Source organism: Clavibacter phaseoli, from assembly GCF_021922925.1.
In the GTDB taxonomy this organism is placed as follows: domain Bacteria; phylum Actinomycetota; class Actinomycetes; order Actinomycetales; family Microbacteriaceae; genus Clavibacter; species Clavibacter phaseoli.
Genome location: NZ_CP040786.1, coordinates 1282545 through 1299410 on the forward strand (window position 1 = coordinate 1282545; position 16866 = coordinate 1299410).

Annotated in this window: 12 protein-coding genes; 6 read left to right on the top strand and 6 right to left on the bottom strand. The window is 74.1% G+C overall.

Features of this window, described 5'->3' with window-relative positions:
- Positions 1-22: 22 nt before the first annotated feature.
- On the top strand, positions 23-5455 hold the full coding sequence (locus tag FGI33_RS05970) for an SCO7613 C-terminal domain-containing membrane protein (protein ID WP_237582379.1): 5433 nt from the start codon (positions 23-25) through the stop codon (positions 5453-5455).
- 142 nt (positions 5456-5597) lie between these two features.
- The gene (locus tag FGI33_RS05975; protein ID WP_086520391.1) at positions 5598-6083 is read left to right on the top strand and encodes a Dps family protein; all 486 of its coding nucleotides are present in this window, start codon (positions 5598-5600) and stop codon (positions 6081-6083) included.
- 98 nt (positions 6084-6181) lie between these two features.
- On the opposite strand, the gene FGI33_RS05980 is transcribed toward FGI33_RS05975, so the two are convergent.
- From FGI33_RS05980 to FGI33_RS05990, 3 genes are all read right to left on the bottom strand, one after another.
- Positions 6182-7171 carry an Fpg/Nei family DNA glycosylase gene (locus FGI33_RS05980; protein WP_119434842.1) on the bottom strand — a complete coding sequence of 330 codons (990 nt, stop codon included), beginning with the start codon at positions 7169-7171 and terminating at the stop codon, positions 6182-6184.
- A 6-nt stretch (positions 7172-7177) separates the two neighbouring features.
- Positions 7178-7666, bottom strand: coding sequence for a ribose-5-phosphate isomerase (locus tag FGI33_RS05985; RefSeq protein ID WP_119434843.1), 489 nt, complete (start codon positions 7664-7666; stop codon positions 7178-7180).
- Between the two features lie 114 nt (positions 7667-7780).
- Positions 7781-8407, bottom strand: coding sequence for a mycothiol-dependent nitroreductase Rv2466c family protein (locus FGI33_RS05990; RefSeq protein WP_119435385.1), 627 nt, complete (start codon positions 8405-8407; stop codon positions 7781-7783).
- Positions 8408-8559: 152 nt separating this feature from the next.
- On the opposite strand from FGI33_RS05990, the gene pepN reads away from it, so the two are divergent.
- The 3 genes from pepN to FGI33_RS06005 all read left to right on the top strand — a co-directional run bounded on the left by pepN (position 8560) and on the right by FGI33_RS06005 (position 12974).
- Entirely contained in the window at positions 8560-11103 is a 2544-nt protein-coding gene (pepN, locus tag FGI33_RS05995; protein WP_237582380.1) for an aminopeptidase N, read from the top strand.
- A gap of 162 nt (positions 11104-11265) precedes the next feature.
- Positions 11266-12579, top strand: a complete 1314-nt coding sequence (locus FGI33_RS06000; protein WP_237582381.1) for a mechanosensitive ion channel family protein — start codon at positions 11266-11268, stop codon at positions 12577-12579.
- Positions 12579-12974, top strand: a complete 396-nt coding sequence (locus tag FGI33_RS06005; protein ID WP_119435732.1) for a globin — start codon at positions 12579-12581, stop codon at positions 12972-12974. Before FGI33_RS06000 ends, FGI33_RS06005 begins: the two co-directional genes overlap by 1 nt.
- Before the next feature lie 27 nt (positions 12975-13001).
- Here FGI33_RS06005 and FGI33_RS06010 read toward each other — a convergent pair whose 3' ends face one another.
- Positions 13002-13697 carry a DUF8185 domain-containing protein gene (locus FGI33_RS06010; RefSeq protein ID WP_237582382.1) on the bottom strand — a complete coding sequence of 232 codons (696 nt, stop codon included), beginning with the start codon at positions 13695-13697 and terminating at the stop codon, positions 13002-13004.
- A gap of 83 nt (positions 13698-13780) precedes the next feature.
- Between FGI33_RS06010 and FGI33_RS06015 the strand changes: the two genes are divergently transcribed.
- On the top strand, positions 13781-14686 hold the full coding sequence (locus tag FGI33_RS06015; RefSeq protein ID WP_119435067.1) for an acyl-CoA thioesterase: 906 nt from the start codon (positions 13781-13783) through the stop codon (positions 14684-14686).
- 9 nt (positions 14687-14695) lie between these two features.
- On the opposite strand, the gene FGI33_RS06020 is transcribed toward FGI33_RS06015, so the two are convergent.
- Together FGI33_RS06020 and ettA are read right to left on the bottom strand one after the other, a co-directional pair.
- Positions 14696-15175: an acyl-CoA thioesterase gene (locus tag FGI33_RS06020; protein WP_119435066.1), complete on the bottom strand. Its 480-nt coding sequence runs from the start codon at positions 15173-15175 to the stop codon at positions 14696-14698.
- A gap of 4 nt (positions 15176-15179) precedes the next feature.
- Positions 15180-16862: an energy-dependent translational throttle protein EttA gene (gene ettA / locus FGI33_RS06025; RefSeq protein ID WP_119435065.1), complete on the bottom strand. Its 1683-nt coding sequence runs from the start codon at positions 16860-16862 to the stop codon at positions 15180-15182.
- Between the last annotated feature and the right edge of the window lie 4 nt (positions 16863-16866).

Genomic DNA, 16866 nt, shown 5'->3' on the forward strand with positions numbered 1-16866 from the left:
ACGGGCGAGCTCGGGGGGCTGCATGGGCGAGGACGACGCACGGGGATCACGGATCGGGGCGCCGCCCTGGGCCGCACGACCCGACGACCTCCTTCGCACCGACCTGTGCCCCGCCTGCCTCGCGCCGCTGGGCGCGCTCGTCTGCGCCCGCTGCGGGCTCGACGTCCGGGCGCCCCAGGCAGCGGACGTGCTCGAGGCGTCGCATCGCGTCGTCGACGCGATCGCGGAGCGGGAGGGCCTGCTCGACGCGATGCGGCTCTGGAGCGCGGAGGCGGGACGCACCCGCGCGGCCGAGATCGCCGCGTCCTCCCCGGCCATCGCTCCGGAGCCCTCGGCCCGGGAGCGCTCCGCCCCGGCGCTCGTGGACGCGCCGCGGACGGAGGCCCCCGTCGCCGAGGCGCCCGCGCCGCCGGCACCGTCCATGGCCGTGCCCGGCGGCGCCGACGTGCCGCGGCCGCCGCAGGACCGGGTCGACCTCCGACCCCCCGCTCCCGCCGAGCCCCGGCGCCGCATCAGCGTCCCGGCCGTGCTGCTCGCCATCGGCGTCGTGCTGCTGTCGGTCGCCGCGGTCTTCTACGTCGTCTACGCCTTCGTCACCTACGGGCTCGTCGTCCGGGCGGCGATCACCGCCGCCGTCACCGTGGCCGCGCTGGCCGCGGCGGCGGTCCTCTCCCGGCGCCGGCTGCCCGGCACCGCCGAGGCCGTCGGCGTGGTGGGCATCGTCCTGATGCACCTCGACGTGTGGGCCGTGCGGTCCTACGACCTGGCGGGAGCCGCCTCGAACGACCCGTTCGTCCACTTCGGCGTGGGGACGCTCGTCGTCTCATCGGCGCTCCTCGCCCTCCGACCCCTGCTCCGGATCCGCGCGGCGGGCATCGCCGGCTGGGCGGGGCTGACGGTCGCGGCCGGCCTCCTCGTCGGCGCCGTCCCGTCGTCGGACGCCGGCACACGCACGGCGCTCGCCCTCGCGGCAGCCTCGGCCGTGGCTCTCGTCCACTCAGCACCCCGGTCGCGCCCGGTCGCCCTGCCGGACGCGCTCGAGCGCCGGATCCTCCGGGTGGTGGGCGTCGCAGCCGCCACCGCCGCGGTCGTCGCGGGCGCCGCCAGCGCGGTCGACCCCGACGCGGTCCCGGCGCTCCCCCTCCTCGTCGCGGCCCTCGCCAGCGCCGCGCACGCCTGGGCCCTCGCGCGGCCCGCGTCGCACGACGAGCCGCACCTCGCCCGTGCGGGGAACGCCACCGCCGTGTCGGAGGGCGATGTCGACGCGCTCGTCAGCGCGATCGACGTCGTCGGCGGCACGGACGAGTCGAACGACGCAGCCCCGTCGGCGCTCGGATCGGCGTCGGCGTCGGCGTCCACGACGTCACCGACGGATCCGTTGCGCGTCCTCGCGGCCGTGGTCGCCGGCGTAGGTGCCGCGGCCGCCGTGCCCGTCACGGCGCTCACGGGCGGGCCGGCGCTCCTCACGTTCTGCGCGCAGGTCGTCGCAGCGGCGTTCGCGGCTGCCGTCCTCGACGTGGCAGCCCACCGCCTGCCCGACCGCGCCGTGGCCGGCACCACGCGCATCGCCGCGAACGCCGCCCTGGTCGTCGCCGTCATCGCGGGGATCCCCGCGGCGATCGCCGGGCTCGGCGGCATCACGGCCACCATGGTCGTCGGCCTCCCCGCCTGGGGGCAGGGGCCGCTCGACGACCCGGTGATCGTCCTCAGCCGGACGAGCGACGTCGCCGACCTGCCGGGTGACGTCCGCGCGGCGGCGCTCGGACTGCTCCTGGTCTGGATCGTCGCCGCCCTCGCCGCCCTCCTGGGCCGTCGTCTCCCGGCGCGCCGGACCCTGCTCGCGTGGTCGGCGGCGGCCGCGGTGGTCGTCGCGATCCCCGCCCTCGGCCCCGTCGCCGTGGTGGTCGCCGCGTACCTCGTCGTGTCCGCGGGTGCCCTCGCGTGGCGGCTCGCCTCGCGTCGGAGGCCACGCCTCGCCGTCGTGCCCGATGCGCCGCTCGCGGCGCTCTCCGTCGCAGCGGGAGGGCTCGCCGGGGCCGGATCCTGGGCGAGCACCGGGACGTGGTGGGCGGTCACGCCCGTCGTGGTCCTGCTCCTCGTCGTCGGTTCCCGCACCGCGCGCGGCGACGACACCGCGCGCCTCGCCACGGCAGGGGCCGCGCTCGTCGGCCTCGTCGCCGTGGGAGGCCTCGCGCCGTCGTTGACCGCGGCGCGCGTGATCGGTGCCGTGCCCGTCACGAGCGCGCTCGACGACGCCGCGGATCCCCTCGTGCTCCTGCTGCTGGCATCCGGGCTCGTCGTCCTCGTCACCGGGGCGCTCCGGGGACGCCCGGGCGTGCGGCGACGCGCGCTGCTCGCGACGGTCCTCCTCCCGGCGTGCCTCACGGCCCTGCCGGTCGCGATCGTCGGAGCGGATCGGGTCGGCGGTGCGTTGACCGCCTCGCCCGTCTGGTCCATCGCGGCGCAGGTGGTCCTCGTCGCCGGGCTCGTGGCCTGGACCCTCGGCGGCGCACGACGCGTCGAGCTCCCCGCGCGGGCGCCGCGCGGGGACGAGGAGGCCGCCGCATCGCGGACTCCGGGGACCACGGCGCTGCGTCGCTGGCGGCTCACGACGGCCGCCCTCGTGGCGCCGACGCTGCTGCTCGCGGTCCTGACCGCCGGCGCCCTGGCCGACCGCGGCGCCACGCCGCACGGCGTCGTCCCCGCCGCCGTCGCCCTCGTCGTGGCCGTCGCCGCCCTCCTCGCGTATCAGAACGCGTCGCGGGCGCTGCGCGTCGCCCTCGACGTGGGCACGGTCGGCGTCTCTGCCGGGGCCCTGCTCGTCGCCGTCTCCTTCGATCCGACGCGCGGGGGGCGCGAGCTCCTCTGGATCCCGCTGCTCCTGCTCGCCGCCACGGCGCTCGCCCTCTCCGTCGCGCACGACGGGCTGCTCCTGTCCCGGAGCGCACGCCGGGTCTGGGCGTGGACGGCGCTCGCCACGGGGATCGCGGCGCTGTGGTCGCGGCTGCTGGCGGGCGGCACGACGTCGGCGGAGGCCTACTGGCTGCCCGTCGCGGGCGCGCTGCTCCTCGTCGCCGCGCTGATGCACCGTGGCGCGGTGCGCGTCGACGGAGACGGGATCGCGTCGCCGGTCGGTCCCCGGGTCCGCCGCGGCGTCAGCGCGCTGACCCTCGCGGGGATCCTCATCGCGGTCCTGCCCCTGGCCGCCGTGGGCCGCCCCGACGACGTGCTCCGGCCCTCCCTCCTCACCGGGATCTGCGCGGCCCTCGCCCTGGGCGGCGCCGCGGCGCTGCGTCGCGCCCCCTCCCCCGTCCGTCCGCTCGTGCGCGCCGTGGTGATCGGCGGCGGCATCGGCGTCCTGGTCGTCGGCGGGACGCACGCCCTCCGCCTCTCCATCGGATCCGTCTCCCGCGAGCCGGCCGTCGACGCGCAGCTGGCGATCACGGCCGCGCTGCTCGTCGGGGTCGGCGCGCTCGTCCTGCGCGGCGCGCGCAGCCCCGCGGACGCGCGGCTCGCCGGGGCCGCCTGGGCCGGCACGACCGCGCTCGTCGCCGCCGTGATGTCCGCGTCCGTCGGGTCGGGAGAGGGCGTCGTCCGTCCCCTCGTCGCCAGCGTCGCGCTGGTGGCGGGAGCCGGGGTGCTGCTCGTGATCCGGTCCGTGCATCGGCGCGTTCTCGCCGCGTCTGCGGCCATCGCCCTGCTCGGGGCCGTGCTCGTTGCGTTCCTCTCCTGGCGCGGCGGGTACGTCTCCGTGGACGCCGCCGCGCTGGCCGTGCCGGCGATCGTGGCCATCCTGGTCGCGGCCGTCGGCGCCGCCGACCGTCTCAGGAACCCCGTTCCCGCATCCATCCCCGCACGCGCGTCCGGACCGGTCGACGACGTGCTGCGGCACGCCGCCGACGCGGCCACGGGCGTGCTCGTCGCCGGCACCGTCGCGGTCGGCACGGCCGTCGACGGCGCCGGCCTTCCCGTCGCCCTGCTCCTCTCGGCGGTCGCCGTGCTCGTCGCCTCCTCCGGATCGGGGTCCCGCCTACGGCGCCACGTCGGCTGGATCGCCCTCGCCCTGGGCTCCGCCGCCCTGTGGCTCGCGCTCGGCCGCAGCGGCGTGGACGTCGTCGAGCCCTACGTCCTGCCCCCGGCCGGCGTGATGCTCGTGGTGGCGGCGCTCATCCACCGCGGGATCCCCGGCCGCCTCCGCCACGAGGCGTCACCGCTCCCTGTCCGGGCGACCGGCGCGGCGCCCGTCCTGCTCGGTGCCCTCCTGCTCGCCGCCCTCCCCACGTCCGTCGCGTCGTGGACGGGGACGCCCGTGCGGGCGCTCGTGCTCGGATCCGCGGCCGGCGTCGTCCTCCTCCTCGCGGCGGCCGCCCTGCGACAGGCTGACGTCGCGTCGGCGACGCGGCCCCTCCTCCTCGCCACCGCGGCGGCGGCCGGGCTCGCCGTCCCGCTCGTCGGATTCGGGAGGACCATCGGCCAGCTGGACGCGTACGAGCCCGCGACCTTCGGACGAGCGGACCTGTGGACGCTCGCGGCCGCCGTGGTCCTCGTGCTCGCCGTCGGCCTCCTCCCCGCACGGGAGACGCGACTCCCCGCCGATCGCGTGGGAGCTCCTCCCGCGGCCATCGTCGCCGAGGACGGCTCGTCCGGTCCCGGCGCGCACACGGCCGGAGCGGTGGACGCGACCCTCGCAGCGGGCGTCCCCGTCGACGCCGTGCTCCGCCTCGTGCCCCGCGCCGCCGTGCTGGTCGCGCTGATCGGCGCCGGGGCGGTGGGGGCCACCGGGATCCTGCGCGCCCACGCCGAGGGGATGCACGACGTCGGCCCGCGCTCCGCGCTCCTGGTCGCCCTGATCGCGGCGATCCACGTCGCCTGCTCCCCCGCGCGGCAGGTCACGACGGCAGCCGACACCTCGGGGAGCCCCCTCGTCGCTCCCCCGCTGCACGACCGCGTGCTCGCGCCCGCGGCGCTCGTCGTCGGCGGGGTCGTCGCGGCGGTCCTGTTCGTCACGGGCGCCGCCGATCCCGTGGAGACCGTGACCGTGCCGATCGCCGCGGCGCTCCTCGTGGTCGGCGCGCGACGCCTCATCCGCGACGCGACGTCGGGCAGCATGCGGCACCTGGCTCCCGGGCTCCTCGTCCTGCTCGTCCCCCCGCTGCTCGCGGACCTCGGCCCGAGCCCCGCCTGGCGCATCGTGGGCCTCGGGATACTCGCGCTCGCGACGCTGCTCGCGGGAGCGCGCCTCAAGCTCCGCGCGCCCTTCCTCGTCGGTGCCGTCGTCCTGCTCGTGCACGCGCTCGCCCAGCTCTGGCCCTGGATCCGCGTCGCCTCCACGACCGTGCCCTGGTGGGCGTGGGCGGGCATCGGCGGCGTCGTCCTGATCGCGGTCGCGGCTCGCTACGAGCGGCGCATCCGGGACGTGAAGGAGGTGGCGGCACGCGTGTCCGCGCTGCGCTGACGCGGCTCGGATCCGCGTCCTGAGCCGGGCCGCGACCCGGTAAGCCATGCCTCAGCTTGCTTGCGGGCGGCGGCGGGATGCGCGAGATTGACGGCATCGTCCGCAGCCCGCAGACCCGTCCCGCCGCTCGAGGAGAGAACCCATGACCGACACCGTCCACGTCCCCACCAGCTCCGCATCGGCCGACGTCGCCGCCGGCGTCGCGCAGTTCCTCAGCCCCGTCGCCGTCAACCTCCAGGCGCTGGCCGTCAACGGCAAGCAGGCGCACTGGCACGTCCGCGGCGCCAACTTCATCGGCGTGCACGAGTTCCTCGACGTCCTCGTCTCCCACGCGCAGGACTGGGCTGACACCGCCGCCGAGCGCGTCGTCGCCCTCGGCCTGCCGATCGACGCGCGCATCGAGACCGTCGCCGCGTCCACCACCACCGCGCCGCTCACGCCGGGCTTCCGCCCGTCGAGCGCCACCATCGCCGAGGTCATCGCGCAGATCGACGCGACGATGGAGCTCGTCAACCGCGCCGTCCAGGAGCTGGGCGACATCGACGTCAACAGCCAGGACGTCGCCATCGAGATCGCCCGCGGGCTCGAGAAGGACCGCTGGTTCCTCTTCGCCCACATCAGCGAGTAGCGCCGCCCGCAGCACCCGCCGCGACGGTCGAGGGGCCCGGATCCGATCGGATCCGGGCCCCTTCGTCGTGCATGCGCCGGGTCAGCCCCAGGAGCGCGTCACGCCTGGCAGTACGGGCACCAGTACAGCTTCCGGCCGGCGGCCTCCTCCATGACGATGTTCGTGCCGCACACCCGGCACGGCAGCCCCTCGCGGTGGTAGACCCAGTGCCGGTCCGCGCGGTTGCGGAGCGCGGCCTCGAGCCTCTTGCCGCGCAGGCCGTCCATGGTCATCATCTGGCCGACCTCGACGCCCTTGCGCAGGAGCTTGGACCAGTCCCGCCAGAGCCCGCGGACGACGTCCTCGGGCACGTCGCGTCCCGGCGTGTGCGGGTTCTGCCGGGCGCGGAACAGCAGCTCCGCGCGGTAGACGTTGCCGATCCCGCTGACCACGGCCTGGTCCATGAGCAGCAGGCCGATGGCCGTCGGCTTCCTGCGCACCGTCGCCGTGAAGCGGTCCTCCGAGCGCTTGCCGCCGTCGACGAGCGGATCCGGTCCCAGCTTGTCGATGGCCTGCCGCACCTCCTCGGGGCTCGCGACGACGCACGCGGTGGGCCCACGCAGATCCGCCACGGCGTGCTCGGTGAGGAGCCGCACGCGCACCTGGCCCACGGGCTCCGGCGGCCACGCGTCGGCCGAGAACGGATCGTGCACCTTCTCCTGCTCGGCCATGCGGAGGCGCGCCCGACGCGGCGCCCCGATGCTGGCGAGCGAGTCCTCGGCGTCGGAGTCGACCGGCGCGTCGTCGACGCGATCGTCGACGGGCACGTCCCCGCGCATGCCGTTCTGCCCCATCCGGTTGAGCGTCGAGACCTCGCCCGCGAAGTCCCACGCGCCGTAGAGGCCGAGGTGCACCCGCAGCCAGACGTCGCCGTCGAACTCGAGGAACATCTGCTTGCCCACCGCCTTCGCGGCGAGGAGCCGGCGGCCGTCGAGCACGGCGGCGCCCTCCGCGAACCGGCCCTGCGGCGACGACGCCTGCACGACTTCGCCCACGAAGTGCGCCTCGAACTGCTTCGCGATCCGATGGATCGAATGCCCCTCGGGCACGGCGGCCTAGTCGGTGACGGGGTGACCGGCGATGGCCCCCGTCGTCTCGTACTCGGCGAGCTGCGCGATGCGGCGCGCGTGCCGCTCCTCCGCGGAGAACGGCTCCGCGATGAAGACGTCGATGAAGGCGGTGGCCTCCTCGACGGTGTGCTGGCGGGCGCCGATGGAGATCACGTTGGCGTCGTTGTGCTGGCGCGCGAGCACGGCGGTCGAGAGGTTCCAGACGAGCGCAGCGCGCACGCCCTCGACCTTGTTCGCGGCGATCTGCTCGCCGTTGCCGGATCCGCCGAAGACCACGCCGAGCGCGGTGGTGCCGTCGCGCTGGTCGGCGACGACGGCCCGGGCCGCGCGGATGCAGAACGACGGGTAGTCGTCGAGGGGGTCGTACGAGGTGGGCCCGTGGTCCACGACGTCGTGCCCGGCCTCGGTCAGGTGCTCGGTGAGGAACCTCGAGAAGTCGAGGCCCGCGTGGTCGGTCGCGATGTGGATGCGCATCGTGCACTCCTCCTGCCGCGCAGGCGGCGTCGTGCCCGCGGCGCGGGCGGTGCCGGGCGCGCGACGGCCGGGCATCCGCGGACGCCCGGCCGCCGCGCGCGCGACGGGAAAGGGTCAGTCGAAGATCGGGCCCACGGTGCGCGAGCGCTTGATCTCGAAGAAGCCCGGGTAGCCGGCGACGGCGACGACGCCGTCCCACAGCTTGACGGCCTCCTCGCCCTTCGGAGCGGGCGAGATGACGGGACCGAAGAAGGCGACGCCGTCCACCGCGATGACGGGCGTGCCGACGTCCTGGCCGACGCGCTCGATGCCGTCGAAGTGGCTGGCGCGCATCGGCTCGTCGTAGCGGTCGGTGCGGCTCGTCTCGGCGAGCCCAGCGGGGAGGCCGAGCTCGGCGAGCACCTCGGGGATCACGACGTCGGCGTCCTTCTGGTCGCGGAGGTGGATCCGCGTGCCGAGGGCGTCATACAGCGGCTTGACGTGCTCGGCGCCGTGCTCGGCCTCGACCGCGGCGACGAGGCGCGTGAACCGGAGCGCGCGCGGGAGGAAGGCGGCGAAGTTCGGGTCGTCGGCCTTGTCCTCGTTGAGGACGGCGAGGCTCATGACCCGCCAGGTGATGTCGAGGTCGCGGTGGCGGGCGACCTCGTCGACCCAGCGGGAGGTCATCCACGCCCAGGGGCAGGACGGGTCGAACCAGAACTCGACGGCGGTGGTGCGGGCAGTGCTCTGAACGTCGGACATCCCCCAAGCCTAGGTCAGCGGACGCAATAGGATCGGCTCCGAAAGCGGCGCCGCTCCGCCTGCGCACCCGCGGTCCTCGACCGCCCGGTGCGCCGCCACGCGAGGCGCGTCCGCCGCACGGCCCACCCACCTCACGGACGAGCAGGAGCACCATGCCAGGAGAGAACCTCACCCGCGTCGAGGCCGAGGAGCGCGCCGCGCTGCTGGCCGTCTCCGAGTACGACGTCGCGCTCGACCTCACGCGGGGCGCGGAGGTGTTCGGATCCACCACGACCGTGCGCTTCACCGCCACGGCGGGCGCGTCCACGTTCATCGACGCGATCACCCGCACGGTGCACGCGGTCACGCTGAACGGCCGCGAGCTCGACCCGGCCGACGTGAGCGACGGCGTGCGCATCCGCCTCGACGACCTCGCGCAGGAGAACGAGCTGACGGTCGTCGCCGACGCCATGTACACGAACACGGGCGAGGGGCTGCACCGCTTCGTGGATCCCGTCGACGACGAGGTCTACCTCTATTCCCAGTTCGAGGTGCCGGACTCCCGCCGCATGTTCGCGGTGTTCGAGCAGCCCGACCTCAAGGCGGTCTTCCGCTTCACGGTCACCGCGCCGTCGCACTGGGAGGTCGTCTCCAACTCCCCCACGCCCGAGCCCACGGCCGCCGCCGACGGCGCCTCCACGTGGACCTTCGAGCCGACGCTCCGCATGTCGAGCTACATCACGGCGCTCATCGCGGGCCCCTACGGCGTCGTCCGCAGCGAGCTCACCTCGAGCGACGGTCGCACGATCCCGCTCGGCGTCTTCGCCCGCAAGTCGCTGATGGACCACCTCGACGCCGACTACGTGTTCGAGAAGACCCGCGAGGGCTTCGCGTTCTACGAGGAGCGCTTCGCGTACCCGTACCCGTTCCCGAAGTACGACCAGCTCTTCGTCCCGGAGTTCAACGCCGGCGCGATGGAGAACGCGGGCGCCGTCACGTTCGTGGAGAGCTACGTCTTCCGCTCCAAGGTCACCGACGCGGTGAAGGAGCGCCGGGTCACGACGATCCTGCACGAGCTCGCGCACATGTGGTTCGGCGACCTGGTCACCATGAAGTGGTGGGACGACCTGTGGCTCAACGAGTCCTTCGCGACCTACATCTCGACCCTGGCCACGGCCGAGGGCACCGAGTGGACGGGCGCCTGGACCACGTTCAACGCCGGTGAGAAGTCCTGGGCCTACAACCAGGACCAGCTGCCGAGCACGCACCCCGTCTACGCGACCATCAATGACCTGGAGGACGTGCAGGTCAACTTCGACGGCATCACGTACGCCAAGGGCGCGTCGGTCCTCCGCCAGCTCGTCGCCTACGTCGGCCAGGACGAGTTCCTCGCGGGCGTGGCCGCGTACTTCCAGCGCCACGCGTTCGGCAACTCGACGCTCCGCGACTTCACCACGGAGCTCGAGGGCACGAGCGGCCGCGACCTCGAGCGCTGGACCGACCTGTGGCTGAAGACCTCGGGCGTCAACACGCTGCGTCCCGAGATCGCGACCGACGAGGACGGCGTCATCACGTCGTTCGCCGTGCTGCAGGAGGCCGCCGAGGACTACCCGACGCTCCGCCCGCACCGCCTGGCGATCGGCTTCTACGAGCTGCGCGACGCGCACCTCGTCCGCACCGACCGGTTCGAGCTCGACGTCGACGGCGACCGCACCGAGGTCGCCGAGCTCGTCGGCCGCCAGCGCCCCGCGCTCGTGCTGCTGAACGACGACGACCTCACCTACTCGAAGGTCCGCCTGGATGCCGCGTCGCTCGAGGTCGCGATGCGCCACCTCGCCGCGTTCGAGGACTCGCTCGCCCGCTCGCTCGTCTTCGCCTCGGTGTGGGACGCCACGCGCGACGGCGAGATCCGCGCCCGCGACTACGCGCGCCTCGTGCTCGACAACGTGGCGACCGAGGACGAGTCGACGGCCCTCCGCTACGCGCTCGCGCAGCTGACCGTCGCCGCCACCACGTACTCGGCGCCCGACCACCGCGACGAGCTGCTCGCGACGGTCGCGTCGGAGCTGTGGGCGCTCACGGCGCAGGCGGCGCCCGGATCCGACAACCAGTTCCAGTTCCTGCGCACCTTCGCGCAGGTCGCCCAGGAGGCGGCCCAGCTGGATCACGTGCAGGCGCTGCTCGACGGCACCGAGACGCTCGAGGGCGTCGAGATCGACGCGGACCTCCGCTGGGAGCTCCTGACCGCGCTCGTCGCGGGCGGTCGCGCCGGCACCGCCGAGATCGACCAGGCCCTCGCGGCCGACCGCACGGCGACGGGCGCGCAGTCCGCGGCCCAGGCCCGCGCGGCGCTCCCCACGGCGGAGGGCAAGCAGGCGGCATGGGCGTCCGTGTGGGAGGCCGACACCGAGCCGAACACGATCGTGCGCACCACGGGCCTCGGCTTCCGGCGCGCGGCGGACACCGAGCTGCTGCGTCCCTACGTGGGCGCGTACTTCGACGCCCTGCAGGGCGTGTGGGAGTCGCGAAGCTACGCAATCGCCGCCGCGCTCATCGGCGGCTTCTACCCGTCGCCGCTCGCCGACGCGGCGCTGCGCGACGCGACCGTCGCCTGGCTCGACGCGAACCCCGAGCCGCCGGCGCTCCGCCGCCTCGTCAGCGAGCTGCTGTCGGGCGTGGAGCGGGCGCTCCGGGCGCAGGCGAAGGACGCCGAGTAGGCACCACGGCTCCACCCGAGGGGGACGGTCGCGCACGCGGCCGTCCCCCTCGTCGTCCCCGCCGTCGCTCATGCGCACGGACCCAGGGGCGGCCGGGGAGGCCGCCGGTACACTCGTCCGGATGACCTCCCCTCTCCTCACCCCCGTCGGAAGCGCGTCGCGATGGACCTGAGCATGGTGTGCTGCGGCGACGGCTCGTTCTTCTCCACGTGGAGCGTCCTCATCCAGGTCGTCTCGTTCGTCCTCGGCGGCGTGATCGTCCGGTGGATCCTCCTGGTGGTGATCCGCAACACCGTCGACCAGATCGTCAACGGCGTGAAGAAGCGGCAGAACGTCGACGACACGCAGTCCATCCAGGCATCGCCGCTCACCGCCGTGCGCGTGGTCCAGCGGACCCGCACCCTGGGCAGCGTCCTCAGCAACATCACCACCGTCGTGATCGTCGTCATCGTCATAGCGAGCGTGCTCTCCGTGGTGGCGCCGAACGTGACGAGCTCCCTCGCCCTCCTCACCGCCGCCCTCGGCGCCGGCCTCGGCTTCGGCGCCCAGAACATCGTCAAGGACATCCTCAACGGCCTATTCATGGTCGTGGAGGACCAGCTCGGCGTCGGCGACGTCGTCGACGTGGGGCCTGCGACGGGAGTCGTCGAGACCGTCGGCATCCGCATCACGACCCTCCGCGACGTCAACGGCACGCTCTGGTTCGTGCGCAACGGCGAGATCCTCCGCGTCGGCAACATGTCGCAGGGCTGGGCGCGCGTCGTCATCGACCTCGCCGTCCCCTACGACACCGACGTGCAGGCCGTGCAGGAGCGCATGCTCGCGACCGCCGTCGAGCTCGCGTCCACCCCGAAGTGGCGCTCGCGCATCGTCGAGAAGCCCGAGCTGTGGGGCATCGAGTCGATCTCGGAGTCGGCCGTCGTGATCCGCGTGGTCGTCAAGACGCGCAGCAACGCCCGCGACGACGTCTCCCGCGAGCTCCGGGCCCGGCTCAAGGCGAGCCTCGACGCGATGGGCGTCACCCTGCCGTCGCTCACCGCCGTCGTGCTCACCGGCTTCGACAGCGCGGCCAGCGTGGGCGGCGCGCACCCGCCGCGCACCGCGTCGACGCCCGTGCAGCAGCCGGAGCAGCCGGCTCCCCGCACGCGCGCCGCCCGGAAGGTCGCCCAGCGGCAGCCCGGATCCCCGGCAGCCGGATCCGCCTCCCCCGTCGTCCGCGGCGCCGCCGGCTCCCGCCCGGACCCGCGCGCGACGCAGGTGATCCCCGCGCAGGACCCGTCGCCCGCCCGGGACGCCGAACCGGACGAGGACGAGGTCACCGCGACCTGGACCGTCCTCCCGGAGGACCCCGCGGCCGCGCCGTCCGACGACGCGACGACCGGGACGGACGCCGGATCCGCGGACGCCGCTCCCCCGAAGCCGCCGCGCGCGCCGCGTCAGCCGAGGAAGCCCGCCACCCCGCCCGAGGAGTCCTGATGGCCGACCTGCTCGCCAACTCGTTCTACGACGACGTCGGCGGCCGCCCGACATTCGAGAGGCTGGTCCGGGAGTTCTACCGCGGCGTCGCGGAGGACCCCGTCCTCGTCGCGATGTACCCGGAGGAGGACCTCGAGGGCGCGATCCAGCGCCTCACCGGGTTCCTCGAGCAGTACTGGGGCGGTCCCACCACGTACAGCGACGAGCGCGGCCACCCGCGCCTGCGGATGCGGCACATGCCGTTCCGCGTGAACCCCGACGCACGCGACCGCTGGCTCGCGCACATGCGCGTGGCCGTCGACTCGCTCGACCTCTCGCCCCTGCACGAGGCGCAGCTCTGGGACTACCTGGAGCGCGCCGCCCACGCGATGGTCAACACCTTCGACGAGTCCTGAGGGCGTCCGCCGACGCCGATCGTCGCGCTAGAGGCGCCGCACGAGCACGTGCCCGCGCGCCGTGGTGAGGCGCGTCCACGGGCCGACGCGGAACACCGCGACGGGCGCCTCCTCGTCGTCCTGCTCCGCGTCGGGCGCGGGGTCCGGGCCCAGGAACCCGAGGCTGTAGGCGGCGAACGCCCCGCCGGCGACGACGTCGGGCGCACCATCCACGGGGCGGCCCCACACCTCGCCGCGCACGCGCGACACGATCTGCTCGCCGATGCCCGACGGCACGGCGGCGGCGACCTCGTCGATCCCGGCGCGCGCCGCCGCGCGGAGGGCGGGTGCCGCGACGTCCGCTACGCGCTCCCATCCGGCGCGCGGGGGCGAGATCCCCGCCCACGGCGCGGTGGCGGTGTCCGGCGGCACGAGCACGCCGACGGGCTCGCCCGGGGATCCGGTCGCCGGTCCCTCGAGGCGCGCGAGGCGGTCGAGGAGCGCGCGGATCGGGACCACGCTGTCGACGTCCGCCTGCGTCTCGGCCGCGAACGTGCGGAGGCCGAGCACCGTGGGCGACCGGTCGAGGAGGCCGGCGGGCTGGAGCACCGAGGTGTAGGCGGCGAGCACCCCGCCGGATCCGATGAGGCGCACGGCCCCGTCGTCGACGCGGGCGGAGCGCCCGAGGAAGGTCTGCAGATCGCCGAGGGCGAGGGCGTCCCGGAGGGCGAAGGAGGGCGTCATGGCGTGTCTAAGCTACTGGATGCGCCCGTGCGATCCGCCGGGCGCCCGGCCGCCCGAAGCCGGACCCGCCAGGCGGAGGACCAATGACCGACCACGCATCCGACATCCCGGACGACGGCCCGCTCGCCGGCCTGCTCACCGCGCTCGACCTCACCGACACGGGCGCGCGCACGAGCGAGGACATCTCCACGGGCCCGTCGCAGTGGATGCCGATGGGCCGCGTCTTCGGCGGCCAGGTGCTCGCGCAGTCCCTCGTCGCGGCCATGCGCACCACGGACGCCGACCGCCGCCCGCACAGCATGCACGGCTACTTCCTCCGGCCCGGCGACGTCACGAAGCCCATCACCTTCTCGGTCGACCGGATCCACGACGGCCGCTCGTTCTCGACCCGCCGCACGCAGGCCTACCAGGACGGCCGCCCGATCCTCTCGATGATCGCCTCGTTCCAGGACGCGGACGAGGGACTCGAGCACCAGGCGCCCATGCCCGAGGGGATCCCCGAGCCGGAGTCGCTGCCGAGCGCGCGCGACGTGCTCTCCCGCATCGACCACCCCGTCGCCGCGCACTGGGCGAACGACCGCCCCTTCGACATGCGCCACGTCGAGCAGCCCGTCTACTTCGGCGCCGCGCCCGACCGCGTCGCGCACCAGGCCGTGTGGATCCGCGCCATCGGCCGCCTCCCCGACGACCCCGCCGTCCACCTCGCGTCCCTCGCCTACGCGAGCGACTACTCGATCCTCGAGTCCATCTACCGCCGGCATGGCCTCTCCTGGGCGACGCCCGGCATCAAGGCCGCGAGCCTCGACCACGCGATGTGGTTCCACCGCTTCGGCCGCGCCGACGAGTGGATGCTCTACGTGCAGGAGTCGACGAGCGCCCAGGGCGGCCGCGGCCTCTCGCTCGGCCGCATCTACTCCCGCGACGGCGTGCTGCTCGCGAGCGTGGCGCAGGAGGGCATGGTCCGCGTCCCGGCCGAGGCACGGGGCTGACGGCCCGGCTCAGCCGCGTCGGCTGAAGGCGACGGGCTCCTCGACGTACTCCGCCCAGGCGGCGCGCTCGTCGCCGGTGATCCGGCGGGGCCTCCCCGTCGCGGCGTCGACCAGCACGATGGTCGAGGTCGCCCGCGCGTACAGCGCCGACGGCTCGACACCCACGGGCGTCCGCACCTCGTAGCAGGCCTCGAGGCTGGACCCGCCGAGCCGTCCCAGCCACACCTGCACGTCGAGCGGCCGCCGCCCGTAGGAGATGGGCAGCAGGTACTCGATCTCCTGCCGCGCGATCATCGTCATCGTGGCGGCGCCGGCCGTCGCGTCGATGAGCGCCATCCCCGGGTCCACGCCGTCCCCGTCGTCGTCGCCCCGCCAGAACGCGCGGACGCGCGCCTCCTCCAGGAGCCGCAGGACCTCCACGTTGTTCACGTGGTCGTAGGCGTCGAGGTCGGCCCACCTGAGGTGGACCGGGACGTGGACCCGGGTCACGGGATCAGTCGCGCGTGAGCTTGCGGTACGCGGAGCGGTGCGGCTTCGCGGCGTCCGCGCCCAGGCGCTCGATCTTGTTCTGCTCGTACGACTCGAAGTTGCCCTCGAACCAGTACCAGTTCGCCGGATCCTCCTCCGTGCCCTCGTAGGACAGGATGTGGGTCGCGATCCGGTCGAGGAACCACCGGTCGTGCGTGATGACCACGGCGCACCCGGGGAACTCGAGCAGCGCGTTCTCCAGGCTGCCGAGCGTCTCGACGTCCAGGTCGTTGGTGGGCTCGTCGAGCAGCAGCAGGTTGCCGCCCTGCTTGAGCGTGAGCGCGAGGTTCAGGCGGTTGCGCTCGCCGCCGGAGAGGATGCCGGCCTTCTTCTGCTGGTCGGGGCCCTTGAAGCCGAACGTGGAGACGTAGGCGCGCGCGGGCACCTCCTGCTTGCCGACCTGGATGTAGTCCTGGCCGTCGGAGACGACCTCGAAGAGCGACTTCTCGGGGTCGATGCCGCCGCGGCTCTGGTCGACGTAGGAGATGTCGACGGTGTCGCCGACCTTGAGCTCGCCGGCGTCCAGCGGCTCGAAGCCGACGATGGTCTTGAACAGCGTGGTCTTGCCGACGCCGTTCGGGCCGATGACGCCGACGATGCCGTTGCGGGGCAGCGTGAAGGAGAGGTCGTCGATGAGGACCCGCTCGCCGAACTGCTTGTGCAGCTTCTTCGCGTCGATGACCTGCGAGCCGAGGCGCGGGCCGACGGGGATCTGGATCTCCTCGAAGTCCAGCTTCCTCGTGCGCTCCGCCTCGGTCACCATCTCCTCGTAGCGCGCGAGGCGCGCCTTCGACTTCGCCTGGCGGCCCTTCGCGTTGCTGCGCACCCAGTCGAGCTCCTCGGCGAGGCGCTTGGAGAGCTTGGCGTCCTTCTTGCCCTGGACGCTGAGGCGCTCCTGCTTCTTCTCGAGGTAGGTCGAGTAGTTGCCCTCGTAGGGGTAGAGGCGTCCGCGGTCGACCTCGGCGATCCACTCCGCGACGTGGTCGAGGAAGTACCGGTCGTGGGTCACGGCGAGGACGGCGCCGGGGTACTTGGAGAGGTGCTGCTCGAGCCAGAGCACGCTCTCGGCGTCGAGGTGGTTGGTGGGCTCGTCGAGGAGCAGCAGGTCGGGCTTCTGGAGCAGCAGCTTGCAGAGCGCGACGCGGCGCTTCTCGCCGCCGGAGAGGTTCGCGACCGAGGCGTCGCCCGGCGGGGTGCGCAGCGCGTCCATCGCCTGCTCGAGCTGCGAGTCGAGCTCCCAGCCGTCGGCGGCGTCGATGGCCTCCTGCAGCGTGCCCATCTCGGCGAGGAGGGTGTCGAAGTCGGCGTCGGGCTCGGCCATGGCCGCGGCGATCTCGTTGTAGTGGTCGACCTGGGCCTTCAGCGGGCCCACGCCCTCCTGGACGTTCTCCAGCACGGTCTTCGACTCGTCGAGCTCGGGCTCCTGCATGAGGATGCCGACCGAGTAGCCGGGCGAGAGCTTGGCCTCGCCGTTGCTGGGCGTGTCGAGGCCCGCCATGATCTTCAGGATCGTCGACTTGCCCGCGCCGTTCGGCCCGACGACGCCGATCTTCGCGCCGGGGATGAACGACATGGTGACGTCGTCGAGGATCAGCTTGTCGCCGACCGACTTCCGGGCGCGGACCATCGAGTAGATGTATTCAGCCATGGCA